General features: G+C 68.6%; 22 protein-coding genes. 10 read left to right on the forward strand and 12 right to left on the reverse strand.

All coding sequences use genetic code 11. From position 1 onward, the window contains the following. Positions 1 to 161: 161 nt before the first annotated feature. The 4 genes from H5J31_RS22090 to H5J31_RS22105 all read right to left on the reverse strand — a co-directional run bounded on the left by H5J31_RS22090 (position 162) and on the right by H5J31_RS22105 (position 3,803). Positions 162 to 1,082 (reverse strand): lysophospholipid acyltransferase family protein, encoded by a 921-nt coding sequence (locus tag H5J31_RS22090; protein ID WP_181774533.1) that lies wholly within the window; start codon positions 1,080 to 1,082, stop codon positions 162 to 164. Then, positions 1,079 to 1,861, reverse strand: a complete 783-nt coding sequence (locus tag H5J31_RS22095; protein WP_181774534.1) for a GNAT family N-acetyltransferase — start codon at positions 1,859 to 1,861, stop codon at positions 1,079 to 1,081. Before H5J31_RS22095 ends, H5J31_RS22090 begins: the two co-directional genes overlap by 4 nt. A gap of 171 nt (positions 1,862 to 2,032) precedes the next feature. Next, complete coding sequence (locus tag H5J31_RS22100; RefSeq protein WP_181774535.1) at positions 2,033 to 2,992, reverse strand: electron transfer flavoprotein subunit alpha/FixB family protein; 960 nt, start codon at positions 2,990 to 2,992, stop codon at positions 2,033 to 2,035. A 25-nt stretch (positions 2,993 to 3,017) separates the two neighbouring features. Then, entirely contained in the window at positions 3,018 to 3,803 is a 786-nt protein-coding gene (locus H5J31_RS22105) for an electron transfer flavoprotein subunit beta/FixA family protein (RefSeq protein ID WP_181774536.1), read from the reverse strand. Between the two features lie 243 nt (positions 3,804 to 4,046). Here H5J31_RS22105 and H5J31_RS22110 point away from each other — a divergent pair, with 243 nt between their 5' ends. Next, positions 4,047 to 4,898, forward strand: a complete 852-nt coding sequence (locus tag H5J31_RS22110) for a DegV family protein (protein WP_181774537.1) — start codon at positions 4,047 to 4,049, stop codon at positions 4,896 to 4,898. Here H5J31_RS22110 and H5J31_RS22115 read toward each other — a convergent pair. Then, complete coding sequence (locus H5J31_RS22115; RefSeq protein WP_181774606.1) at positions 4,879 to 5,301, reverse strand: hypothetical protein; 423 nt, start codon at positions 5,299 to 5,301, stop codon at positions 4,879 to 4,881. The genes H5J31_RS22110 and H5J31_RS22115 overlap by 20 nt on opposite strands. A 135-nt stretch (positions 5,302 to 5,436) precedes the next feature. On the opposite strand from H5J31_RS22115, the gene H5J31_RS22120 reads away from it, so the two are divergent. The 5 genes from H5J31_RS22120 to H5J31_RS22140 all read left to right on the forward strand — a co-directional run bounded on the left by H5J31_RS22120 (position 5,437) and on the right by H5J31_RS22140 (position 9,838). Then, positions 5,437 to 6,210, forward strand: a complete 774-nt coding sequence (locus H5J31_RS22120) for a class I SAM-dependent methyltransferase (RefSeq protein ID WP_181774538.1) — start codon at positions 5,437 to 5,439, stop codon at positions 6,208 to 6,210. Continuing rightward, positions 6,207 to 7,718, forward strand: coding sequence for a 1,4-alpha-glucan branching protein domain-containing protein (locus H5J31_RS22125; protein ID WP_181774539.1), 1,512 nt, complete (start codon positions 6,207 to 6,209; stop codon positions 7,716 to 7,718). The genes H5J31_RS22120 and H5J31_RS22125 overlap by 4 nt, the downstream gene beginning before the upstream one ends. Positions 7,719 to 7,731: 13 nt before the next feature. Next, positions 7,732 to 8,220, forward strand: coding sequence for a glutathione peroxidase (locus H5J31_RS22130; protein WP_181774540.1), 489 nt, complete (start codon positions 7,732 to 7,734; stop codon positions 8,218 to 8,220). A 325-nt stretch (positions 8,221 to 8,545) separates the two neighbouring features. Next, positions 8,546 to 9,607, forward strand: coding sequence for a chymotrypsin family serine protease (locus H5J31_RS22135; RefSeq protein WP_181774541.1), 1,062 nt, complete (start codon positions 8,546 to 8,548; stop codon positions 9,605 to 9,607). Next, the gene (locus H5J31_RS22140) at positions 9,608 to 9,838 is read left to right on the forward strand and encodes a hypothetical protein (RefSeq protein ID WP_181774542.1); all 231 of its coding nucleotides are present in this window, start codon (positions 9,608 to 9,610) and stop codon (positions 9,836 to 9,838) included. Here H5J31_RS22140 and H5J31_RS22145 read toward each other — a convergent pair. After that, positions 9,826 to 11,592, reverse strand: coding sequence for a glycoside hydrolase family 2 protein (locus tag H5J31_RS22145; RefSeq protein ID WP_181774543.1), 1,767 nt, complete (start codon positions 11,590 to 11,592; stop codon positions 9,826 to 9,828). The genes H5J31_RS22140 and H5J31_RS22145 overlap by 13 nt on opposite strands. 119 nt (positions 11,593 to 11,711) lie before the next feature. On the opposite strand from H5J31_RS22145, the gene H5J31_RS22150 reads away from it, so the two are divergent. Continuing rightward, complete coding sequence (locus H5J31_RS22150; protein ID WP_181774544.1) at positions 11,712 to 12,965, forward strand: glycosyltransferase family 4 protein; 1,254 nt, start codon at positions 11,712 to 11,714, stop codon at positions 12,963 to 12,965. A gap of 164 nt (positions 12,966 to 13,129) precedes the next feature. On the opposite strand, the gene H5J31_RS40250 is transcribed toward H5J31_RS22150, so the two are convergent. From H5J31_RS40250 to aceA, 4 genes are all read right to left on the reverse strand, one after another. Then, on the reverse strand, positions 13,130 to 13,261 hold the full coding sequence (locus tag H5J31_RS40250) for a hypothetical protein (RefSeq protein ID WP_268880393.1): 132 nt from the start codon (positions 13,259 to 13,261) through the stop codon (positions 13,130 to 13,132). Positions 13,262 to 13,380: 119 nt separating this feature from the next. Further along, complete coding sequence (locus H5J31_RS22155) at positions 13,381 to 14,166, reverse strand: class I SAM-dependent methyltransferase (RefSeq protein ID WP_181774545.1); 786 nt, start codon at positions 14,164 to 14,166, stop codon at positions 13,381 to 13,383. Between the two features lie 258 nt (positions 14,167 to 14,424). Next, positions 14,425 to 16,068 (reverse strand): malate synthase A, encoded by a 1,644-nt coding sequence (gene aceB, locus H5J31_RS22160; protein ID WP_181774546.1) that lies wholly within the window; start codon positions 16,066 to 16,068, stop codon positions 14,425 to 14,427. Between the two features lie 142 nt (positions 16,069 to 16,210). Then, a complete protein-coding gene (aceA, locus tag H5J31_RS22165; RefSeq protein ID WP_181774547.1) occupies positions 16,211 to 17,497 on the reverse strand; it encodes an isocitrate lyase in 1,287 nt (428 codons plus the stop codon). A gap of 228 nt (positions 17,498 to 17,725) precedes the next feature. Here aceA and H5J31_RS22170 point away from each other — a divergent pair, with 228 nt between their 5' ends. Together H5J31_RS22170 and H5J31_RS22175 are read left to right on the forward strand one after the other, a co-directional pair. After that, positions 17,726 to 19,153, forward strand: a complete 1,428-nt coding sequence (locus tag H5J31_RS22170; RefSeq protein ID WP_181774548.1) for a short-chain fatty acyl-CoA regulator family protein — start codon at positions 17,726 to 17,728, stop codon at positions 19,151 to 19,153. A 78-nt stretch (positions 19,154 to 19,231) separates the two neighbouring features. Continuing rightward, the gene (locus H5J31_RS22175; protein ID WP_181774549.1) at positions 19,232 to 20,068 is read left to right on the forward strand and encodes an NAD(P)H-binding protein; all 837 of its coding nucleotides are present in this window, start codon (positions 19,232 to 19,234) and stop codon (positions 20,066 to 20,068) included. A gap of 69 nt (positions 20,069 to 20,137) precedes the next feature. On the opposite strand, the gene ilvA is transcribed toward H5J31_RS22175, so the two are convergent. Further along, on the reverse strand, positions 20,138 to 21,394 hold the full coding sequence (ilvA, locus tag H5J31_RS22180; RefSeq protein ID WP_181774550.1) for a threonine ammonia-lyase IlvA: 1,257 nt from the start codon (positions 21,392 to 21,394) through the stop codon (positions 20,138 to 20,140). Between the two features lie 93 nt (positions 21,395 to 21,487). On the opposite strand from ilvA, the gene H5J31_RS22185 reads away from it, so the two are divergent. Next, complete coding sequence (locus tag H5J31_RS22185; RefSeq protein WP_181774551.1) at positions 21,488 to 22,054, forward strand: NADAR family protein; 567 nt, start codon at positions 21,488 to 21,490, stop codon at positions 22,052 to 22,054. 176 nt (positions 22,055 to 22,230) lie between these two features. On the opposite strand, the gene H5J31_RS22190 is transcribed toward H5J31_RS22185, so the two are convergent. After that, positions 22,231 to 22,989 (reverse strand): acyltransferase, encoded by a 759-nt coding sequence (locus tag H5J31_RS22190; protein ID WP_181774552.1) that lies wholly within the window; start codon positions 22,987 to 22,989, stop codon positions 22,231 to 22,233. Between the last annotated feature and the right edge of the window lie 53 nt (positions 22,990 to 23,042).

Genomic DNA, 23,042 nt, shown 5'->3' on the forward strand with positions numbered 1-23,042 from the left:
CCTTTCGCAACATGTGCGCGCGGCGGACCGTGCTGGCTCGCTGCCGTCACGGTCACGCGAGGCCGCGGCTTCGCAGGCACCCGCGTCAACCCTGGCGTGCTATGAACGGCCCGTTACTTGCAAATTTTGCAAGTAACGGGCCGTTCATAGCGCGCGCGTGGTTACCGAGAGGGCACTTTCGCGACAGGAGCGGGAGCAGCGGAGGCGGGAGCGGGAGAAGCGGGAGCGGAGGCAGCAGGGCGCCGCCGTCGCGTCTGCGCCGGGATCTGCACCCGTCCCAGGGCCGCCTGCACCGCGGATTCCGCCAGTGACGCCAGTTCCCGCCGATCCGATGCCTTACCCGGCGCGATTTCCGGGCATACGTGGACTTCCAGCACCAGACCGCGCAGGGCCGCGACCCGCCGCAGCGAGGCGATGAGCGACTCCGGACCGATGAACGCCGGCTGCGTGGTCTCCCGCCCGTCGGCGAGCCGGAAGCGCAGGGCCAGCGGTCGCACCGGGACACCGCCGTCGATCGCGGCCTGGAACGTCGCCGGGCGGAAGCGGCCCGAACCCTGGCCGCACCAGGTGGTTCCCTCCGGCGTCACGCTGACGAGTGATCCGCCGCGCATCGCGTCGGCGAGTTCGTCCATGGTCGCGGGCAGGCTGCGGAGGTTCTCGCGGTCCAGGAAGATGCTGCCGCCGCGGCGCACCAGGAGCCCCAGCACCGGCCAGGCGCCGACCTCCTTCTTCGCCAGCGCTCGCATCGGCTGGATGGCGTTGACCGCGATGATGTCCAGCCACGAGATGTGGTTGTTCACCACCAGCGCGCCGCGGCCGGGTACGGCCCGGAAACGTTCGGCGCCGAGTACCACGAGCCGCACCCCGAACGAGCGCAGGATGCCGACGAACAGCAGGCGCACCAACCGTTCCCGGGGCATGCCGCGCAGCACGAGCACCAGCGGCGCGGTCAGGAACGCGCCGAAGATGACGCCGATCGCCGCGGCGAACCGCAGGACGCGCCGCGGAAACGCCACCGTGGGCGCCCCCTCGCTCAGGCATCCGTCGCCACACGGCGATTTCGGCATCCAGGCGTGAGTCATCCCTGTACTCCCAGGAAGAACTTGAGGTACCGCTCGTCGACGTTGTGCAGATCCAGGACGACGAAGAAGTCCGCGACGCCGAAGTCCTCGTCGAGAGCGGGCGGGCCGTAGGTCTTCGCGCCCAGGCGCGTGTACCCCTTGATCAACGGCGGCAGGATCGCCCGCCCGGTCCGCTCGACGCCCTCGGTCCGCCACGGGTTCAGCGGCGTGACCCGGAGCGACTCGTCCGCGTAATGCTTGGTGCGCAGGACATCCCAGACGCCGGCCGCGTAACCGCCGCCGTCGGTCAACGGCACGGACGCGCAGCCCGCGAGGTACCGGTGGCCCGCCAGCAGCATGTAGCGCCCGATCCCCGCCCAGACGAGGCTCACCACGGCACCGCTGCGGTGGTCGGGATGCACGCAAGAACGGCCCGTCTCGACCAGTGAGGGACGCAGCGAATCCAGCGCCGTGAGATCGAATTCGCTGTCGGAGTAAAGCTTTCCCGCTCTCACCGCCCGATCGGGCGGCAGCATCCGGTACGTGCCCACGATCTCGCCGGTGTTGTCGTCCCGCACCACGAGGTGATCGCAGAACTCGTCGAAGTAGTCGACGTCGAGGCCGGGTTCGAGCGAATTGAGCTTCGCCCCCATTTCCTCGGCGAACACCTGGTAACGAAGGCGTTGCGCGGCAACGACTTCTTCGTTTCCGTTGGCTACGAGAAGGGAGTAACGCGGCGCGTCGGCCGGGAGTTCGACACCTGCCTGGTCAGTACTGACGAGGAGCTGTGACGTCGTCATAAGCAAGGTCTACCCCTCGGGGGGTACCAACGACAATGCGCCCGATGGCCGAATAGTGCACGTTCAGTTAAATGCGGGTTCTCAGGCTTCTCTCAGGGTGGAACATCACTTCCCGGTAACAGAAAAAGGGCCGCCCGGGACGAATCCCGGACGGCCCCATCTGGGCGAAACTCAGCCCTTGCGCTTCTTGACCTCGTCGGTCAGCTGCGGCGCGACGTTGAACAGGTCGCCCACCACACCGAAGTCGGCGATCTCGAAGATCGGCGCTTCGGCGTCCTTGTTGACCGCGATGATGGTCTTCGAGGTCTGCATGCCGGCGCGGTGCTGGATCGCACCGGAGATACCGAGCGCGATGTACAGCTGCGGCGAGACCGTCTTACCGGTCTGGCCGACCTGGAACTGCGCCGGGTAGTAGCCCGAGTCGACGGCGGCGCGGGAAGCGCCGACGGCGGCACCGAGCGAGTCGGCGAGCGCCTCGACGACGTCGAACTTGTCGGCCGAGCCGACACCGCGGCCACCGGAGACGACGACCGAGGCCTCGGTCAGCTCCGGACGGTCGCCGCCGACGATCGGCTCGACACCGGTGATCTTGGCGGACTTGGCCGGGTCACCGGCGGGGACCTCGACGGTCTCCTCGGCGGCCGCACCGTCGGCCTGGGTCGCCTCGACCGCGCCCGGGCGGATCGAGATGACCGGGACACCCTTCGTGGCCTTGGACTTCACGGAGAACGCGCCACCGAAGATGGACTGGTCGACCGAGCCGTCGCTGTTCACGCCGACGGCGTCGTACAGCAGACCGGAGCCGAGGCGGACCGCGACACGAGCGGACACCTCCTTGCCTTCGGCGCTGGCCGCGACGAGCACGGCGGCCGGGGAGGTCCGCTCCGCCAGCGCGGCGAGGACGTCCACCTTGGGGGTGACCAGGAAGCCGGTGGCGTTGTCGCCCTCGGCGACGTACACCTTGGCGGCGCCGTGCGCGGCGAGGGCTTCCTTCGCCTTGGCGGCGGTGCCGGTCGGGCCGACGACGACCGCGGACGGCTCGCCGAGCTCGCGGGCGGCGGTCAGCAGCTCGAGCGTGACCTTCTTGACTTCACCGTCGACGTGGTCGACGAGGACGAGTACTTCAGCCATTTCCCTATTCCTCCTCGGACCTGTCTCAGACGAGCTTCTGCGCGACCAGGTAGGCGGCGACCTTGGCGCCGCCGTCACCCTCGTCCTCGACGCGCTCACCGGCGGTGCGCGGCGGCTTCGGGGAAGCTTCGAGCACCGACGACCAGGCATTGCCGAGGCCGACCTCGCCCGCGTCCAGGCCCAGGTCCGCGATGGTCAGCGTCTCGACCGGCTTCTTCTTCGCGGCCATGATCCCCTTGAAGGAGGGGTAACGCGGCTCGTTGATCTTCTCGCCGACACTCACCAGCGCGGGCAGGTTCGCCTCGAGGTGCGTGACACCGTCCTCGGTGTAGCGGTCGGCCTTGATGGCGGTGCCGTCCACGGTCAGCTCGTTCACGTGGGTCAGCTGCGGCAGGCCGAGCAGCTCGGCGATGATCGCCGGCACGGCGCCACCGCGGCCGTCGGAGGCCTCGTTACCGGTGATGACCAGGTCGTAGCCTTCGACCTTGCCGATCGCGGCGGCCAGCACCTTGGCGGTGGCGATCGCGTCGGAGCCGTGGAGCGCGGCGTCGGAGACGTGGATGGCCTTGTCGGCGCCCATGGACAGCGCCTTGCGGATCGCGTCGGTCGCGCGGTCGGGACCCACCGAGACGACGGTGACCTCGCCCTCGCCGGCTTCCTTGATCTTCAGGGCTTCTTCGACGGCCTTCTCGTTGATCTCGTCGAGCACGGCGTCGGCGGATTCGCGGTCAAGAGTGTTGTCGGCACCGGAGAGCTTCCGCTCCGAGTAGGTGTCCGGTACCTGCTTGACCAGGACAACGATATTCGTCATGGGTCTACTTCGACCTCCCGTTAGTGGCCGGCGTCGGCCACGGGGCAACAGCTCTACTGGCCGGTAGATTAGGGCCATTTCGACGCCGTGGCCCGGCGAGGTGACCTCATTCACCTGGATGCACGTTTTAGTGGGACCATCGTCCAGGTTTTTCACCCGGAAGTGAGTGTAACCGCCAGACTAACCCGAACGGCCGTACTCGGGGGTACTCCCGGTAGAGCCGAACGGTTAACCTGCCGCACCATGCGTTCCATGCCCGGCCCTGTCGCCGTGATCACGGACTCGACCGCCTGCCTTCCCCCGACGGTCGCCGAACGCTGGGGAATCGGCGTCGTCCAGGTGCAATTGCAGGTCGGAGACCAGTTCGACGAAGAGAACCGCTACGACCGCGACGAGGTCATCGGCGAACTGCGCGCCGGGACACCGGTGAAGACCGCGCCTCCGGAGGTCGCCGCGTTCTTCTGGACGTTCCAGGAGGCCGCGAGCAAGGGCGCCTCGGCGATCGTCAGCGTCCACATCTCGGGACGGATGTCGGAGACGGTGAACGCCGCCCGCGAAGCCGCCCAACAGGTGAACATCCCGGTCCACGTCCTCGACAGCGGGACCACCGGGATGAGCCTTGGTTTCGCGGCGCTGTCGGCGGCCAAGGTCGCCGCGGCGGGCGGGCAGGCCTCACGCGTCATCGACGCGGCCGAACGCCGGTTCCGCGGCAGCCGCGAGATCCTCTACGTCGACACCCTGGAGTTCCTCCGGCGCGGCGGCCGGATCGGCGCGGCTCAGGCGTTCCTCGGTTCCGCCTTCTCGATCAAACCCCTGCTGACGTTGAAGAACGGCGAGGTCGCGCCGCTGACCCGGGTGCCGGGCCAGCGGCGGGCGATCAACAAACTCGTCGACCTCGCGGTGGAATGCGCGGGCGAGAAGGAGGTCGAGGTCGCCATCACCCGCTTCGGCCCGGACGAACGCGACCTCGAGATCGGCGGACGGCTGCGGGCACGGCTGCCTCATATGGTCGACAGCACCCTGGTCGACGCGAGCATGATCCTCGGCGCCCACCTCGGCCCGGGCGCCATCGGCATCACGGTGTCGCCGGTGTAGCCCTCCTCCCGGGGATCAGCAGCAGTACCAGCGGGAGCACCGCGCCCAGCGCCGTCATCGCGACGATGAGCACCTGGTCCACCGGCTCGAAATGCGAGACGTGGCCCAGGTGGTAGAGGAAATGCGGCAGCCCGAAGAGGAAGACGGCGACCGCCGCGAGCCTGGCCACGGCGGTCGTCCCGATCACGGCGGCGCCGATCAGGATGGCGGTCAGCGCGAGATTGAGGCCGCCGAAGTCGCGGAGCAGATGCTCGTTGAAGGGGCCGTCCATCGCCACCCAGCCGGTGCGGAACCCGGGGAAGTCCTCGTAGAAGCCGCGAGGGCTGAGCAGTGGCCAGAGCCCGACCGGCAGTTCGATCAGGCCGAAGACGACGAGCAGTACGCGGGTGATGGTCCGTTGCATGTCTACTGGACCGGGCAGCGCCGCGAAACGTGACACGCAGTCAGTCCTCTGGATGCGGTAGTTGCACGCGCAAGGACCGCGTCCAGAGGACTAACTGCGGCGGAGCGGGAAGTGACCGGCCGGTAGGGTCGCGGCGTGACCACCCCAGCCACCAGGGCCGAAGCGCTGCACCTCACGGGTGAGCGCACCGTGCCGGGCATCGCCGAGGAGAACTATTGGTACCGCCGCCACGAAGCGGCGTATCAAGCGCTCCTGCCCCTTTGTGCGGGCAAGACCGTCCTGGAGGCCGGCTGCGGCGAGGGCTACGGCGCCGGGCTCATCGCCACCGTCGCCGGGCGGGTGCTCGCCCTCGACTACGACGTCCCCACCACCGAGCACGTCGCCCGCCGCTACCCCGGCATCGGTGTGGCCAGGGCGAACCTGGTGTTCCTGCCGCTGCGGGACGCCTCGGTGGACGTCGTCGCCAACTTCCAGGTGATCGAACACCTCTGGGACCAGGGCGCCTTCCTCACCGAATGCCGCCGCGTACTCGCGCCCGGCGGACGCCTGATCGTCACCACACCCAACCGGCTGACCTTCACTCCGGACAGCGACACCCCGCTCAACCCGTTCCACACCAGGGAACTCGCACCGTCCGAATTGGACGAACTGCTGCGTGACGCCGGGTTCGGGGTCGAGACGCTGCACGGTCTCCATCACGGCGAGGGGGTCGCGAAGCTCGACGCCAAGTACGGCGGCTCGATCATCGACGCCCAGCTCGACGTCGTCATGGGGCAGCTGCCCGGGCAGGCGATCTGGCCGCCCGAACTGCTGGCCGACGTCGAAGGCATCCAGGCCGCGGATTTCGCCATCCACGGCGAAGACCTCGACGACAGCCTCGACCTGGTCGCCGTGGCGGTGAAGGCATGAGCGAGTACGAGGGCACGTTCTGCCTCGTCGTGCACAGCCACCTGCCGTGGCTGCCGCATCACGGATCCTGGCCGGTCGGCGAGGAATGGCTCTACCAGGCCTGGGCGCATTCCTATCTGCCGATGTTCGACCTCTTGCGCCGCTTCGCCGACGAGGGCCGCGAAGACGTCCTCACGCTCGGCATGACGCCGATCCTCGCCGCGCAGCTCGACGACCCCTACTGCATCGACGCGTTCCACGACTGGCTCGGCCACTGGCAGCTGCGCGCCTGGCACGCCTCGACGCTCTGGGGCGGCGACCCGCTGCTGCGCGACCTCGCCGCCAGCGAGTACCAGACCGCGGTCAAGGCCTCCGAAGAACTGGAAACCCGCTGGCGGCATGGATTCTCACCGATCCTCCGATCCTTTGTGGACAACGGGACGATCGAACTGCTCGGTGGCCCGCTCGCGCATCCGTTCCAGCCGCTGCTCGACCCGGCGGTCCGCGACTTCATGCTGCGCGGCGGCCTCGCCGACACCGCGCTGCGGATCGGGCGGCGTCCCGAAGGCATTTGGGCGCCTGAATGCGGGTACAACCCCGGCATGGAGGCGGGTTACGCCGCCGCGGGCGTCCAGCGCTTCATGGTCGACGGCCCGTCGCTGCACGGCGACACCTCGGCCGCACGCACCGTCGGCGATTCCGACGTCGTCTGCTTCGGCCGGGACCTCGAAGTCACGTACCGGGTCTGGTCGCCGAAAGCCGGATACCCCGGCCATGCCGCCTACCGCGACTTCCACACGTGGGCACACGAAGTCGGCCTGAAGCCGTCCCGGGTGACCGGCAAGACCATCGAGCCGCCGGACAAGGCGCCGTACGACCCGGCGATGGCGGCGGGCGCGCTCGGCGGGCACGTCCAGGACTTCGTCGACACCGTGGTCGCACGGCTTCGTTCGCTCAAGGCCGAGCACGGCCGCGAGTCGCTCGTCGTCGCCGCGTACGACACGGAACTGTTCGGGCACTGGTGGCACGAGGGACCGGCCTGGCTCGAAGGCGTCCTGCGCGCACTGCCGGAGGCCGGGGTCCGCGTCACCACCCTCAAAGGCGCGCTCGAAGCCGGCCACCTCGGCGGCCGGGTCGACCTCCCGGCGTCGTCGTGGGGTTCGGGCAAGGACTGGCGGGTCTGGGACGGCGAGCAGGTCGCCGACATGGTGCGGGACAACACCGCGCTGCAGCACCGGATGCTCGACCTCGTCGCCGGAATGGACACCACGACCCGCGACGCCGTCCGCGATCAGGCCGTCTCCGAGGCGATGCTGGCGCTTTCGAGCGACTGGGCGTTCATGGTCACCAAGGATTCCGCCGCCGACTACGCGCGGCGGCGGGCACGGGTGCACACCGAACGGTTCGACACCCTCGCCGGGCTGCTCCGGGAAGGCGCGCACGAGCGGGCCCGGGAGACCGCGGCCGCGTTCCGGCGCGACGATGGCCCGTTCGGCCACGTCGACGCCCGTGATCTGCTGAAGAAATGACGAAAGGGGAACCATGGGGATCCACGACATCCCGCTGAAGACGCTCGGCGGCGAGGACACCACCCTCGGCGCGCTCGAAGGCAAGGCGCTGCTGGTGGTGAACGTGGCGTCGAAATGCGGTCTGACGCCCCAGTACACCGGACTGGAGAAGCTGCAGGAACGCTACGCGGACAAGGGTTTCTCCGTCGTCGGCTTCCCGTGCAACCAGTTCGCGGGCCAGGAACCGGGCACCGCCGAGGAGATCCAGACCTTCTGCTCGACGACGTACGGCGTTTCGTTCCCGCTGTTCGAAAAGCTGGACGTCAACGGGGAAACCCGGCACCCGCTCTACGCCGAACTGACCAAGACGGCCGACGCGGAAGGCGCGGCAGGCGACGTGCAGTGGAACTTCGAGAAGTTCCTCGTCGCCCCGTCCGGTGAAGTGGTGGGACGATTCCGCCCGCGCACCGAACCCGAGGACGACGAGATCACCAAGGCGATCGAAGCCACCGTCGGCGCCTGAATTCTCGTACACGGGCGGGTTTTCCGGATCACTCCGGGAAACCCGCCCTTTTGCTTTTCCGCATCAGAAGGGACCAAAGTCCCTAAAACGCCTCGCCTACTTCGGCAATGACCGGTGGATCGATCACAAAGCCTTGCCGCGCAAGGGAAACACCGGCACTCATGGGTGAAGCGGTGTACCCGATTGCACTATGGCGCGGTCCCTCGCGCAGGGGAAGACTCGTTCGTCGGGGCTCCCGCACTTAAGTGAGGCTAAAGGTTGCGAAAGCCACTTTCGTCCCGCCTCTCGACAAGTCAACGACGACAACCGGAAAAGTGTGGCCGACATGATCGAAAACAATATGATCCCGGACGAATACCTCTCCCTCGCGAGCGTGCAGGCGGCCGAACAGGACGCACTGCTCGACCGGCAGAACGTCGTCGGTGTCGCGCTCGGCACCAAGTGGTCGAACGGAGTCGACACCGAGGAAAAGGCGATCACCGTTCTGGTCGATACGAAGATGCCGCACGAAATGCTCCGCGAGGAGGATCTCGTTCCCGCGACGCTGGCCGGCGTGCCCACCGACGTCCAGGAAGTCGGTGTACTGCAGGCGGGCCGCAGCATCGCGGCCCCGAAGGCGAACGGCTCCCCCACCATGCTCGACGAGCCCCCGTCCCCGACGCTCAGCCGTCCCGACGAACTCGCCCGTGAGCAGGTCGGCCCGTTCACGCTGGCCAAACGGTTCCGCCCGGCGTTCGGCGGGCTGAGCGTCGGCCACTTCAAGATCACCGCCGGCACCTACGGCACGGCCGTCTACGACGCCACCGCACTGCCCGGGAAACCGGCCAGGTACTACATCCTGTCCAACAACCACGTCCTGGCGAACTCGAACGCGGCCGCCATCGGGGACCCGATCCTGCAGCCCGGCCCGTTCGACGGCGGCGTCGTCCCCACCGACGTCATCGCCAGGCTGACCCGGTTCGTGCCGATCAAGTTCATCCAGGCCGGCCAGGCCGTCCCGTTGAACTTCGTCGACGCCGCCATCGCCGAAGGCCAGTTCCACGACCTCGACCGGCGGATCTTCTGGGTCGGCGACCTCAAGGGCACCAACGTGGCGCCCGCGGTCGGCACGGTCGTGCAGAAGACCGGCCGGACGACCAACTGGACGACCGGACGGATCACGAACATCAACGCCACCGTCGACGTCAACTACGGCGGCGGCCGGGTGGCCCGCTTCGCGCAGCAGCTGCTCACCACCGACATGTCGGCCGGTGGCGACTCGGGCAGTCTCGTCGCGGACCTGAACGAGAACGCCGTCGGCCTGCTGTTCGCGGGTTCGCCGGTGGTCACCGTGGTCAACCGCATCACGCTCGTCGAGGCCTCGCTCGGGATCCGGGTGCATCCGTAGATGGCCGGGACGGACGCTTCCGACGTCGAAGCCGCGCTGGTCACGGCGTCGCGGTGGCTCGATGACGTCCCCGGCGTGGTGGGCGTCGGACAAGGCGAGGCCGAGGGGGCGCCCACCATCGATGTCTGGGTGACCTCCGGGCTCGACCCCGAGCGACTGCCTTCGCAGTTGCTCGGGGTGCCCGTCCGGGTCCGGGATTCCGGGGGCCCGGTCCGGGCTCAGCCCGACTGACCGGCCTCGATGACCGCGCGGTTGCGGGCGGCGACGATCGCGAGATCCGCCTTCATCACCCGCCGGTCGTAAGTGAGCAGTCCGTTGACCTCGTTCTCGACGTCGGTGGTCTGCGTGTAGATCGCGCCGGAAAGACCCGTGGTGGCGATGAGCCGTTCCAGGGTCTCGCCGACCTCGGCATAGCGCTTGGTCAGCTGTGCCGAGGTCGGCGTCATTTCGTAGGCCTGTGGTTTGCCGGGCCAGCGATGCTCGTCGAGCACCAGGCCCAGCCCGCCGTACTCGCCGTCGACGATCACCCGGTGGTCCTTCACCGCCGGTTTCCCGGGCCCGACGTAGGTGTGGTCGTCGTAGACGTCGCCCGCGCCGCTGTCCGGCCGCGAGAAGCAGCAGTTCACCCCGCTGTTGGCGACCACCAGCCGGGCCGGGTCGAGGTCCTTCACCAGGCCTGCGATCCGGGCGGTGTCGAACTCGCCCCAGCCTTCGTTGAACGGCACCCAGCCGACGATCGAGGTGACCCCGCGCAGCTGCTCGATCATCTCGGTCAGTTCGGCCTCGAAGCGCGCCTTCGCTTCCGGTACCGGGTCCGGCGCGGGCCCGGGCGGACCGTCGAAGGAGACGGTGAGCGACGGCATGTCCTGCCAGACGAGCAGCCCCAGCCTGTCCGCCCAGTGGTACCAGCGCTCCGGCTCCACCTTGACGTGCTTGCGGACGAAGTTGAAGCCGAGTTCCTTGGTCTTCTCCAGGTCGAAGCGCAGGGCCTCGTCGGTGGGCGCGGTGTAGATCCCGTCCGGCCAGTAGCCCTGGTCGAGCGGGCCGTGCAGGAAGGTGATCCGGCCGTTGAGCGCGATCCGCGGCCTGCCCTCGGCGTCCGTGACCGTCCCGATCGTACGCAGCCCGGTGTAGGACTCGACGGTGTCGAGCACGTTGCCGCCCTCGTCGAGCAGCCGGACCTTCAGGTCGTAGAGGTACGGGTCCTCCGGCGTCCACAGGCGCGGCGAAGGCACCTCCGCGCGCAACGGGCTTCCGGCGTCCCCTGCGACACGGGTCACCTCACGACCACCGGGCTCGCTGACGATCATCTCGACCCGCGCGCCGCCTGTGACCTTCGGCACAACCGTCACCCCGGTGAGGTCCGGGACCGGCTGGAGATCTTCGACCCGCGCGGACGGCACCGGCTCCATCCAGACCGTCTGCCAGATACCCGACGCGGCGGTGTAGAAGATCCCCTTCGGATGGTTCCGCTGCTTGCCGACGGAGTGTGTGGAGGCGTCCGTGCGATCGATCGCGCGGACGGTGAGTTCCTGCGATCCGGACGGCCTGAGCGCGTCGGTGATGTCGGCGCTGAAGGCCGTGTACCCGCCTTCGTGGACCGCGACCTTCTGGTTGTTCACCCAGACCGTCGCCGACTGGTCGACAGCGCCGAAGTGGAGCACCACGCGCTCACCGTCCCATCCGGACGGGACCTGGAAAACCTTGCGATACCAGAGGGTTTCGTCATGCCGTCCGATACCGGACAGCGCCGATTCCGGCGGATACGGCACCAGGATCCGCTCGCCGTAGCCGTTCCGGCCGGGCGAACGGTTCCCCGCGTACTCCCAGACGCCGTTGAGGTTCAGCCAGCGTTCGCGGACCAGCCGCGGGCGCGGGTACTCCGGCAGCGCGTTGCCCGGTCCGACCTGCGCGGACCACGGGGTCGACAGCACCGGTTCGACGGGCTTGAAGGCCGGTTCGGCCGCGTTCACCGAGGACGTCATCAATCCGATGGTGGCAAAGATCGCCGTTCCTGTCGCCCTCGCGAAGACCATGATCGACTCTATCGCCGAGGGTGATCGCCCCGTCCCGGTGACGACCGACTCACGAGTAACCTCCACCCATGCGCGTGCTGATGTTGTCGTGGGAGTACCCACCTGTGGTCGTCGGCGGACTCGCACGGCACGTCCACGCCCTGGCCAGGCACCTCGCCGGGCAGGGGCACGACGTGGTCGTCCTGTGCCGCCACACGGCGGGCACCGACGCCGAGACCCATCCGCGGACCGATCGCGTGGTCGAGGGCGTGCGGATCATCCGGGTCGCCGAGGACCCGATGCACGTGACCTTCGAACGCGACCTCGTCGCCTGGACGCTCGCGATGGGGCACGCCATGGTCCGCGCCGCGACCGACCTGCTGCGCGGCTGGCAGCCGGACGTCGTCCACGCGCACGACTGGCTGGTCACCCACCCCGCGATCGCCATCGCCGAGGCCGCGCGGGTGCCGCTGGTCGGCACCATCCACGCCACCGAGGCCGGACGGCACTCCGGCTGGCTCTCGCATCCCCTCAATCAGCAGGTTCACTCGGTCGAGTGGTGGCTCGCGAACCGCTCGGACGCGCTGATCACCTGTTCGCAGGCCATGCGCCGCGAGGTGGCGCATCTGTTCGAAGTGGACGGCGACGCGGTCACCGTCATCCACAACGGCATCGAGGAACGCACCTGGCAGGTCCCCGAAGAAGAGGTGGCGCACGCGCGCGAGGTCTACAGCCCGTCCGGCGCGCCGCTGCTGCTCTACTTCGGACGGCTGGAATGGGAGAAGGGCGTGCAGGACCTGCTCGCCGCGCTCCCCCGGATCCGCCGCAGCAAGCCGGGTACGCGGGTGGTCGTCGCCGGCAAGGGCAGGCATCTGGAGGAACTGGTCGAGCAGGCGCGGAAGCTGCGCGTGCGGCGGGCCGTGGACTTCGTCGGGCATCTGTCCGACCGTGAGCTGCGTGCCGTCCTGGCCGCGGCCGACGCCGTCGTCCTGCCCAGCCGGTACGAACCGTTCGGGATCGTCGCGCTGGAGGCGGCCGCCGCGAAGGCCCCGCTGGTCGCGTCCACCGCGGGCGGGCTCGGCGAGGTCGTCGTCGACGGCGAGACCGGCCTGGCCTTCAGCCCCGGCGACGTCGACGCGCTCGGGGACGCGGTGGAAGCGGTACTGGACGACGAGGTGGCCGCGGCGCGGCGGGCGCTGACAGCGCAGTCCAGGCTGGCCGCGGACTTCGACTGGGGCCGGATCGCCGAAGCGACCGTCGCCGTCTACCGGCGGGCCCGGATCGGCGAGCCGGTGGAACTGGGCCGGCCGAAGATCGCGACCGGCAACGCCTTCGAGCCGTGATCGCGCCTTCGCGTTCAGCGGACGTTCGCATTCAGAGGACTAAATGCGGCGCGGGGGGGTGGACAGGGATCCGGGATGTCGGGGTTCCCGGATCCCCCTCCACGAGAGTGGGCACCCGCGGGTCGCGAGGGGCGCGACCCCGGGGCTGCACTAGGTGACGAAGATCAGAAATGGCAGGGCCGGACGCAGTCCGGGCTCGCGGCGACCGTCGCCGACACGGAAACGGCCGGTGCGGCGAGGACGACGGCGAGGACTGCGAAGGTCGCGGCCAAGAGGGTTCTCAACTGCTTCTTCATGGTGGCTCCTCGGGAATTCGGGCGGAAGGTGCACCCGGGCCCGAGCATCCGCGCGACCCGGCGCGGAAACAACGGGGGTATCACTAGGTACCCCTACCTATTCGCGGTCCGTGACCGGTTCATCCCCTTCGCGCGGTCAAGATCCGCACGCGGACAGGCTCCACGAAGGGCGCGTGCGGTGAGACGGCCACGCTGAGCCGCTTCTCGAATTCCGCGCGCTCATGGGGTTTCGGCAGCAGATCCTCCGGCGTCGCGGAATAGACCGCGCCGATGACATGGTCGAAATCGATCTCGTCCTCGTACTCGACGACGGTCTCTCCCGCGGTGAAACCGGCCGCTTCCAGGCTCGCCCGATAGCGGTCCTGTTCCTCCTGCTCGGCCCCGAAGGTGCGCACGAGCGGCTTCCCCAGCCAGCCGGACAGATATTCGCGCAACGCCTTCGACCACGGGCTGTCGTGCTGCCACATCGGCGCGCCGTTGGTGATCACGGCGACCCCGCCACCGGGCCGGACCAGGGAACGCAGCGCGGGGAACAACGTATCGCGGTCCATCCAGTGCAAGGCCTGCCCGATGGTGACCACGCCGAGCTTCTCCTTGCCCAGCAAGGCTTCCAGGGCCGGGACATCAGTGTCGGCGCCGACGAGCCAAGTCGCGTTGGTGATCCCGGTGGCCGCTTTCCTGGCCTGGGCGAGCATGTCCGGCTCGGGGTCCATGCCGACGACCGCACGCGTCCGGCCGGCGAGCGGCAAGGTCAACTGTCCGGTGCCGCAGCCGAGATCCAGTGCCACGTCCTCGGCGGTGAGCCCGAATTCCGCCACCAGCGCGTCCAGGACTTCGGCCGGATAGCCGCGGCGATAGCGCTGATAGAACCCGGCGACCTCGCCGCTGAACTTGAGGATCGTCATACCGTGATGATGACCGGGCCCGCACCGTTCCACCGCCGCTTTCGCCGTCGGCGGAACGCGGAGGCCCGCCCACCGGGGTGTGACGGTGGACGGGCCTCCGCGAACGACGCGCGCCCGACAGGCGCCACCGGAGGGGCGCGCGCGTGAATCGGGTCCGGCGGCGGGGAGCCTCCGCCACCGGACCCGGTGGGCCACACCGTCCCAAACCGGTGTGGAACCCGGCCGCCCCGCGTCAGGTAGGGGCGGCCGGAGCCTTCGTCAGTGCGTGGTCAGGTACCGCGCGTACGCACCGGTGGTGAGGAAGCTCGGCAGCTTCTCGCCCAGCGCGGTCTCGGTGAAGATCTCGTAGGCGTCGCCGAGGCGGTTGTCCTCGCCCAGTTCGGCCCGCACCGAAGCCAGCTCTTCGTCCAAATAGGACACGGTGAGCTCGTGGGTGAGCGCGGTGCCGTCTTCGAGCTTCGTGCCGTTGCGGATCCACTGCCAGATCTGGCAGCGCGCGATCTCGGCGGTGGCGGCGTCCTCCATCAGGTTGTGGATGGCCGCCGCACCGGTGCCGCGCAACCAGGCGTCGATGTAGCGCAGCGCCACGTTGATGTTGGCGCGGACACCGGCTTCGGTGACCTCGCCGCCGGCGCTGGCGACGTCGAGCAGGTCCTCGGCGGTGACGACGACGTCTTCACGGAGCTTGCCGAGCTGGTTCGGCCAGCCGCCGAGCACGCCGTCGAACACCTCGCGGCAGACCGGGACGAGGCCGGGGTGCGCGACCCACGAACCGTCGAAGCCGTCGTTCGCCTCGCGTTCCTTGTCCTGGCGGACCTTCTCGAGCGCGGTCGCGTTGATCTCCGGGTCCTTGCTCGGGATGAACGCGGCCATACCGCCGATGGCGTGCGCCCCGCGCTTGTGGCAGGTGCGCACCAGCAGTTCGGTGTAGGCCCGCATGAACGGGACGGTCATCGTCACCTGCGCGCGGTCCGGGAGCACGAAATCCGCCCCGTGCGAGGAGAAGTTCTTGATGACGCTGAAGATGTAGTCCCAGCGGCCGGCGTTCAGCCCGGCGATGTGCTCGCGCAGTTCGTAGAGGATCTCCTCCATCTCGAACGCGGCGGTGATCGTCTCGATCAGCACGGTGGCCCGGATGGTGCCGCGCGGGATGCCCAGTTCTCGTTGCGCCAGCAGGAAGACGTCGTTCCAGAGACGCGCTTCGAGGTGGTTTTCGAGCTTCGGCAGGTAGAAGTACGGGCCGCTACCGCGGGCCAGCAGCTGACGCGCGTTGTGGAAGAAGTAGAGGCCGAAGTCGACCAGGCTCGCCGACACCGGGCGGCCGTCGATGCGGATGTGCTTCTCCACCAGGTGCCAGCCACGGGGACGGGCGACGATCGTCGCGGGCTCTTCGCCGATCGTGTAGCGCTTGCCGCCCGCCGACGTACTCCCTCCCGCGGAGGCGGCATTGGACACAGTGGTGGTGAAGTCGATGTTGCGGCGGATGGCGTCGAACAGGTTGAGCTGGCCGTCGACGACGTTGTGCCAGGTCGGCGAGGTCGCGTCCTCGAAGTCGGCAAGCCAGACCTTGGCACCGGAGTTGAGCGCGTTGACCGTCATCTTGCGGTCGGTCGGGCCGGTGATCTCGACGCGACGGTCTTCGAGACCGGGCGCGGCCGGGGCGACCGACCAGCTGCTGTCGTCGCGGATCGAGCGCGTCTCGGGCAGGAAGCCCAGCGGCTTCTCACCGGACTGCAGCTCCTCGCGGCGCAGACGGCGGGCGTCGAGGAGTTCGCGACGACGCCCGGCGAACGCGTTGTCCAATTTGGCCACGAAGTCCAGTGCGGCCGGGGTGAGGATCTCGTCGAACCGGTCACCGGCGGGTCCGCAGACGTCGATCCGGTAGTTCAGCTTCTCAACCATGGTGTGCCTCCGCTGGGCTTCGCGAAAGAGAGATAGAAGGGAAGGGTCATGGGCGGGCCGGGCCGGGGTCGTGAGTGGCGATTCGGGTTAGAACACGAATCGCCACTCACGACCGGCTGTACCGGCACCTACTTGCGAGGGATCAGAACTGCTCGGCCTCGGTGGAACCCTTGAGCGCGGTGGTCGAGCTCTCCGGGTTCAGCGCGGTCGCGACGTTGTCGAACCAGCCGGTGCCGACCTCACGCTGGTGCTTCGTGGCGGTGTAACCGCGGTCCTCCGAAGCGAACTCGCGCTCCTGCAGGTCGACGTACGCGGTCATGCCTTCGCGGGCGTAGCCGTGCGCCAGGTCGAACATCGAGTAGTTCAGGGCGTGGAAGCCGGCCAGCGTGATGAACTGGAACTTGTAGCCCATGTGGCCGAGTTCGCGCTGGAACTTCGCGATCGTCGCGTCGTCCAGGTGCTTCTTCCAGTTGAACGACGGCGAGCAGTTGTAGGCCAGCATCTGGTCCGGGTACTTCGCCTTGATGGCCTCCGCGAACTGGCGGGCGACCTCGAGGTCCGGCTTGGAGGTCTCCATCCACAGCAGGTCGGCGTACTCGGCGTAGGCCAGACCGCGGTCGATGCAGGGGTCGATGCCGTTGGTGACGTTGTAGAAGCCCTCGGCGGTGCGCTCGCCGGTGACGTACTTGCGGTCACGCTCGTCGACGTCGCTGGTGATCAGCGTCGCGGCCTGGGCGTCGGTGCGGGCGACGATCAGCGACGGCACGTTCAGCACGTCCGCGGCGAGGCGGGCGGCGTTCAGCGTGCGCTCGTGCTGCTTGGTCGGGATCAGCACCTTGCCACCGAGGTGACCACACTTCTTCTCCGAAGCGAGCTGGTCTTCCCAGTGCACACCCGCGGCACCGGCGGCGATCATGCCCTTCATCAGCTCGAAGGCGTTGAGCGGGCCACCGAAGCCGGCCTCGGCGTCGGCGACGATCGGGGCGTACCAGTCGGTGTCGGTGTTGCCCTCGGCCCAGTTGATCTGGTCGGCGCGGCCCAGCGCGTTGTTGATGCGGCGGACGACGGCGGGCACCGAGTTGGCCGGGTAGAGGCTCTGGTCCGGGTAGGTCTGGCCGGAGAGGTTGGCGTCGGCGGCGACCTGCCAGCCGGAGAGGTAGATGGCCTTCAGGCCGGCGCGGACCTGCTGCACCGCCTGGTTACCGGTCAGGGCGCCCAGCGAGTGGACGTAGTCCTCGGTGTGCAGGAGGTCCCACAGCTTCTCGGCACCGCGGCGGGCGAGCGTGTGCTCCTCGACCACACTGCCGCGCAGCTTGACCACGTCAGCCGCGGAGTACGACCGCTTCACGCCCGCCCAGCGGGGGTCGGTCTCCCACTGCTTGGCCAGTTCAGCGGCCGCCTGCTCCAGCTGCTGCGCGTGCTGAGTCATCGGATTCTCCCGGTGTTGCGAAGTTTGCGAGTGATCGCCTTTCCTGATCCGACCCTGACATGACAGGGGAAATCCGATCCAGGCCTCCAATTTGCCAATTTCTGCGAAGCTTCCGTAGCATCTTGCAAAGGTTGCGAATCGCAGGTTCGCAAGCTGAGCGAAAATCCACGTGCTTGACCGTTCACTGAATCGTTCAGGCCCGGAAACCTTGCGGACAGAGAGGCCTGAGTGGACAAAACCTTCGCCGGAGCGAAGCTTCGGCATCTGCGCGAAAGCCGGTCGATGAGCCAGGCGGATCTCGCCCGTGTGCTGGAGATCTCACCCAGTTACCTCAATCAGATCGAGCACAACTCTCGACCTTTGACCGTCCCAGTGCTCCTTCGCATCACCCAAGCGTTCGGAGTGGACACCGAGTTCTTCGCGAACAACGACACCGCGCGGCTCGTCGCGGATGTGAAGGAAGCGCTGCTCGACGAGGTCCTCGGCGTGGACGTCACCACCAGCGAGCTGAACGACCTCGCCACGAATCTCCCGACGATCGCCCAGGCCCTGGTCAAACTGCATCGCAGCTACCGCAACTCGGTGGAGAACACCGCCGCGCTGACCACGGAGAACGGGCTGGGCATGCACGGCAGCGCGGCCACCGCCCTGCCGCACGAAGAGGTCCGCGACTTCTTCTACGAACGGGAGAACTACGTCGCCGAGCTGGACGAACGCGCCGAACGGATGGCGCACGACATCCCGCTGCAGCGTGGCCAGGTGCTCGCGGCGTTGAAGGAGACCCTGATCCAGCGCTACGGCGTCGACGTCACCAGTGAGGGCATCGACGAGGTCAACGGCGAACAGCACCGGTACGAACCGGGGCCGCGGGTGCTGAGGCTGGCCCCGAGCCTGCGCGTCGGGCAGCAGGCGTTCCGGATGGCCTCGCAGATCGCCCTGCTCGAATACGACGACCTGATCACCGAACTCGCCGATTCCTGGGCGTTCTCCGGCCCGGCCGCGCGTTCACTGGCGCGAGTCGGACTGGCGAACTACTTCGCGGGCGCGCTGATCCTCCCCTATGGACCGTTCCTGTCGACCGCGGAACGCTTCCGCTACGACATCGAGCGGCTGTGTGACCACTTCGGCGTCGGTTTCGAGACCGTCTGCCACCGGCTCTCGACGTTGCAGCGGCCGAAGAACCGCGGCGTGCCGTTCTCGTTCGTCCGCGTCGACCGGGCCGGGAACATGTCGAAACGCCAGTCCGCGGCCGGATTCCACTTCTCCCGCGTCGGCGGCGCCTGTCCACTGTGGAACATCTATGAAGCGTTCACCCAGCCGGGCAAGATCCTCACCCAGATCGCGACCCTGCCGGATGGCAAGAGCTACTTCTGGGTCGCGCGGGCGGTGTCGCGCAACATCGGCGGCTACGGCAGTCCCGGCAAGACGTTCACCGTCGGTCTCGGCTGCGAACTACGGCACGCGAAACGGCTGATCTACTCGACCGGGCTCGACCTCGACGACCGCGCCGCGGCCACCCCGATCGGCATGGGTTGCAAAGTCTGCGAACGCCCGGCCTGTTCGCAGCGCGCGTTCCCGACGATCGGCAAGCAGCTGACCGTGGACGAGAACACCAGCAGCTTCGTCCCGTACCCGGCGGTGCCCAAGGCGCCTTGAGCCGGGTAGATCTCCCTGGCAGGGTTCAGTGCGACGGCCGCCGCCTGTGACGGCGGCCACCGCACTGGGGAGAACAGAATGATCTTGGTGACCGGAGCCGGCGGGAACGTCGGCTCGGAACTGACCGGAATCCTGGCGCGCGGCGGGCATCCCGTCAGAGCGCTGGTCCGCACTCCACGTTCGCTGCCCGACGGCGTCGAAGGCGTGCCGGGCGACCTCAACGATCCGACGAGCCTGAAACCCGCGCTGGACGGGGTGCGCGCCGTCTTCCTGCTCGGCGGCTACGAGGACATGCCCGGCGCGCTCGCGGTGATGCGGGACGCGGGCGTCGAGCAGGTCACGCTGCTGTCGTCGCGGTCGGTCGTCGGCGGGCACGCCGGCAACGCCGTCGCCGGCATGCACATGGCGGCCGAGGCGGCGGTGCGCGTATCCGAGCTGGCCTGGACGTTCCTGCGGGCGAGCGGCTTCATGTCGAACTCGCTGCGGTGGATCCCGCAGCTTCAGGAAGGTGACGTCGTCCGCGAACCGTTCGCGAACGTGCCGGTGGCGACGATCGACCCGTACGACATCGCGGCCGTCGCGGCGGAATCCCTGACGACGCCGGGCCACGAAGGACGCGCCTACCTGCTCACCGGACCGGACTCCCTCCGGCCCGCCGACCGGCTGCGCGTCCTCGGCGAACTACTGGGGCGGGAGCTGCGGCTGGAGCCGCTGTCGGACGACGAAGCGCGCGTGACGATGAGCGCCGAGATGCCGGAGAAGTACGTCGACGCCTTCTTCCGCTTCTTCGCCGACGGCGAGTTCGACGACTCCGAGGTGACTTCCGTCGTCCACGACCTCATCGGGCGGGAGCCGCGGCCGTTCGCCGACTGGGCGCGTGCACACCTCGGGGCGTTCCGCGAACCCCGCATTTAGAGGACTGAATGCGGTAGTTGCACGCGCAAGTACCGCATTCAGTCCTCTGAATGCGGAAGGGGCCGGGGGTCACACCAGGAAGTGGAAGAGCGGGCTGCCCGGTTCGACGCGTTCGACCTGCAGCGGGCTGACCTCCAGCCGGTGCAGCAGCCCTTCGAGGTCACCGGCCCGCGCGAGTTCGATGCCGATCAGCGCCGGGCCGGTCTCCCGGCTGTTGCGCTTCACGTACTCGAATCGCGTGATGTCGTCGTCCGGGCCGAGGACCTCGTCGAGGAACCGTCGCAGCGCGCCGGGCTCCTGCGGGAATCCGACCAGGAAGTAGTGCTTCAGTCCTTCGTGGATCAGGGACCGTTCGATCACTTCGCCGTAGCGGCTGACGTCGTTGTTGCCGCCGGAGATGACGCACACCACGATCTGTCCCGGGTCGATCTTCACCGTCGAGCCGAGCGCGGCGGTCGCGAGCGCGCCCGCGGGTTCGGCGATCACGCCGTCGGACTGGTACATCGCGAGCATTTCCGTGCACACCGCGCCTTCAGCGACGTCGGTGAGTTCGACGCCGCCGTCGCGGATCAGCGGATACGTCACCGATCCGGCCAGCGCGACCGCGGCACCGTCCACGAAGGTGTCGACACCTTCGAGCCGCACCGGCTCGCCGGCGGCCAGTGCGGCCGCCATACAGGTCGCGCCCGCCGGTTCGACGCCGACGATCCGCATCTCCGGCGCGCGTTCCGCGGCCCACGCGGCGATCCCCGCGAGCAGTCCGCCGCCGCCGACCGGCACCACCATGACGTCCGGGATGAAACCGAGTTGCGCGACGACCTCCATCGCGACGGTGCCCTGTCCGGCGACGGTCTCGGGCGCGTCGAACGCGGGGACCAGCGTCGCGCCGGTGCTCTCGGCGTCCCGCTTCGCGGCGGTGAAGGCGTCTTCGTAGGTCTCGCCGACGACGATGACCTCGATATGCGCGCCGCCCAGCGTCGCGATCCGCTCGCGCTTCTGCCGGGGGGTCGTGCCCGGCACGTAGACCCGGCCGGTCGCGCCGAGACGTCGGCACGCGTACGCGACGCCTTGCGCGTGATTGCCCGCGCTCGCGCAGACGACGCCGCGCTCCCGGCGCTCCGCGTCGAGCTGGACGATGAAGTTGTAGGCGCCGCGGACCTTGTACGAACGCACGGTCTGGAGATCTTCGCGTTTGAGCCAGACCCTGGCGTCGACCCGCGTGGAGAGCCGCTCGTTCGGTTCGAGCGGCGTGCGGGTCACCACCCCGGCCAGTCGTTTCGCGGCCTCTTCGACCGTTCGGGCGCTCACCGTTTCGATCCCTTGCACGAATGCTGAATGTACTGACCGCCTCCGGCCACGGCGGAGAGTGGTCCGAGTCCAGTGCACGGGTTGTCGGGGGTCTGTGGTCCACTGGTCGCCATGGTGAGCAAGGTCGACGGAGTCCGGAGTCTCGATGCGTTGCGCGAGCTGGTCCACAGTGGCGCGGAGCCCGAGTACCAGCTCTTCTACGGCCACACCCCGCTCAAGAGCGGCCGGGTCAACGCGGCCTGCCTGAGCCAATGGTGGCTCGCGCCGTTCACCGCGGGCGGCGAGCGGTACCCGACCGCCGAGCACTACATGATGGCGAGCAAGGCCGAACTGTTCGGCGATCACGAGGCCGCGCGCACGATCCGTGAGGCGCCGGACCCCAAGACCGCCAAGATCCTCGGCCGCGAGGTCTCCGGTTTCGACGCGGATCTGTGGGAGCGGCACCGCTTCGACATCGTCGTCGACGGCAACCTGGAGAAGTTCCGCCAGCACGCCGACCTGCTCGAGTTCCTGCTGAGCACGGGCGACAAGGTGATCGTCGAGGCCTCGAAGATGGACCTCGTCTGGGGTAGCGGCGTCGCCCGCGACGACAAGAACGCCACACGCCCCGACTACTGGCGCGGCCAGAACCTCCTGGGCTTCGCGCTCATGGAGGTCCGGGAGCAGCTCCGCGGCTAACCGTTTGGCCGATCACGCCTGCCGTCCCTCTGATCACGCCTGCCGTCCGCCCGATCACGGGTGCCGTCCACCTGATCACGGCGGTGCGGTGGTACGAAACGGACGGCACGCGTGATCAGACGGACGACTCATGTGATCAGACGGACGGCACGCGTGATCAGGCAGACGGCACGCGCTCAGGAGTCGACGCCGAGGGTTTTCTGAAGTGCCTTGTTCGCCTTACGCGCCATGTCCGCGACAGCCTCGCGACGCGCGGCGTCGGCGGCGTAGTCGTCCTGGCGGTTCCGGACGACGCGGGCGGGCGAGCCGACGGCGATCGAGTAGTCCGGGATGTCGCCCCGCACGACGGCGTGCGCGCCGAGGACGCAACCCCGGCCGACGCGCGTGCCCTTGAGCACCGACACCTTGGTGCCGATCCAGGTGTCCGGGCCGATGCGCACCGGCGACTTCACGATCCCCTGGTCCTTGATGGGGACGGTGATGTCGGTGGTGACATGGTCGAAGTCGCAGATGTAGACCCAGTCCGCGACGAGCGTGGCCGCGCCGAGTTCGATGTCGAGGTAGCCGTTGAGCACGTTCTGGCGTCCGAACACCGCTTTGTCGCCGATGCGCAGCGAACCCTCGTGGCAGCGGATCGCGTTGCCGTCGCCGATGTGCACCCAGCGGCCGATCTCCAGGCGCCCGTAGCCGGGACGGCAGTGGATCTCGACGTCCTTGCCGAGGAACACCATGCCGCGCAGGACGATGTGCGGATTCGCGACCCGGAACTTCAGCAGCCGCCAGTACCGGACCAGGTACCAAGGCGTGTACGCGCGGTTTCGCAGCACCCAGCGCAGTGAGGCGCGCGTCAGGAACTTCGCCTGCCTCGGGTCGCGACGGGCCTGGCCCCAAGCGCGGAGCCTCGACAACGCGGGCGCACCCCACATGGACGTCATACCGGTGACCGTAACCTGTGATCAGGCCGCCGACCGCAAAGGGGAGCACGCGC

The sequence above is a fragment of the Amycolatopsis pittospori genome, assembly GCF_013870525.1.
Classification (GTDB): domain Bacteria; phylum Actinomycetota; class Actinomycetes; order Mycobacteriales; family Pseudonocardiaceae; genus Amycolatopsis; species Amycolatopsis pittospori.

What these genes read in the sequence shown, in the direction of transcription:
- H5J31_RS22090 (WP_181774533.1), bottom strand. Translation starts at nt 1,082, where the DNA reads ATGACTCACGCCTGGATGCCGAAATCGCCGTGTGGCGACGGATGCCTG.
- H5J31_RS22095 (WP_181774534.1), bottom strand. Translation starts at nt 1,861, where the DNA reads ATGACGACGTCACAGCTCCTCGTCAGTACTGACCAGGCAGGTGTCGAA.
- H5J31_RS22100 (WP_181774535.1), bottom strand. Translation starts at nt 2,992, where the DNA reads ATGGCTGAAGTACTCGTCCTCGTCGACCACGTCGACGGTGAAGTCAAG.
- H5J31_RS22105 (WP_181774536.1), bottom strand. Translation starts at nt 3,803, where the DNA reads ATGACGAATATCGTTGTCCTGGTCAAGCAGGTACCGGACACCTACTCG.
- H5J31_RS22110 (WP_181774537.1), top strand. Translation starts at nt 4,047, where the DNA reads ATGCGTTCCATGCCCGGCCCTGTCGCCGTGATCACGGACTCGACCGCC.
- H5J31_RS22115 (WP_181774606.1), bottom strand. Translation starts at nt 5,301, where the DNA reads ATGCAACGGACCATCACCCGCGTACTGCTCGTCGTCTTCGGCCTGATC.
- H5J31_RS22125 (WP_181774539.1), top strand. Translation starts at nt 6,207, where the DNA reads ATGAGCGAGTACGAGGGCACGTTCTGCCTCGTCGTGCACAGCCACCTG.
- H5J31_RS22130 (WP_181774540.1), top strand. Translation starts at nt 7,732, where the DNA reads ATGGGGATCCACGACATCCCGCTGAAGACGCTCGGCGGCGAGGACACC.
- H5J31_RS22135 (WP_181774541.1), top strand. Translation starts at nt 8,546, where the DNA reads ATGATCGAAAACAATATGATCCCGGACGAATACCTCTCCCTCGCGAGC.
- H5J31_RS22140 (WP_181774542.1), top strand. Translation starts at nt 9,608, where the DNA reads ATGGCCGGGACGGACGCTTCCGACGTCGAAGCCGCGCTGGTCACGGCG.
- H5J31_RS22145 (WP_181774543.1), bottom strand. Translation starts at nt 11,592, where the DNA reads ATGACGTCCTCGGTGAACGCGGCCGAACCGGCCTTCAAGCCCGTCGAA.
- H5J31_RS22150 (WP_181774544.1), top strand. Translation starts at nt 11,712, where the DNA reads ATGCGCGTGCTGATGTTGTCGTGGGAGTACCCACCTGTGGTCGTCGGC.
- H5J31_RS40250 (WP_268880393.1), bottom strand. Translation starts at nt 13,261, where the DNA reads ATGAAGAAGCAGTTGAGAACCCTCTTGGCCGCGACCTTCGCAGTCCTC.
- H5J31_RS22155 (WP_181774545.1), bottom strand. Translation starts at nt 14,166, where the DNA reads ATGACGATCCTCAAGTTCAGCGGCGAGGTCGCCGGGTTCTATCAGCGC.
- aceB (WP_181774546.1), bottom strand. Translation starts at nt 16,068, where the DNA reads ATGGTTGAGAAGCTGAACTACCGGATCGACGTCTGCGGACCCGCCGGT.
- aceA (WP_181774547.1), bottom strand. Translation starts at nt 17,497, where the DNA reads ATGACTCAGCACGCGCAGCAGCTGGAGCAGGCGGCCGCTGAACTGGCC.
- H5J31_RS22175 (WP_181774549.1), top strand. Translation starts at nt 19,232, where the DNA reads ATGATCTTGGTGACCGGAGCCGGCGGGAACGTCGGCTCGGAACTGACC.
- H5J31_RS22185 (WP_181774551.1), top strand. Translation starts at nt 21,488, where the DNA reads ATGGTGAGCAAGGTCGACGGAGTCCGGAGTCTCGATGCGTTGCGCGAG.
- H5J31_RS22190 (WP_181774552.1), bottom strand. Translation starts at nt 22,989, where the DNA reads ATGACGTCCATGTGGGGTGCGCCCGCGTTGTCGAGGCTCCGCGCTTGG.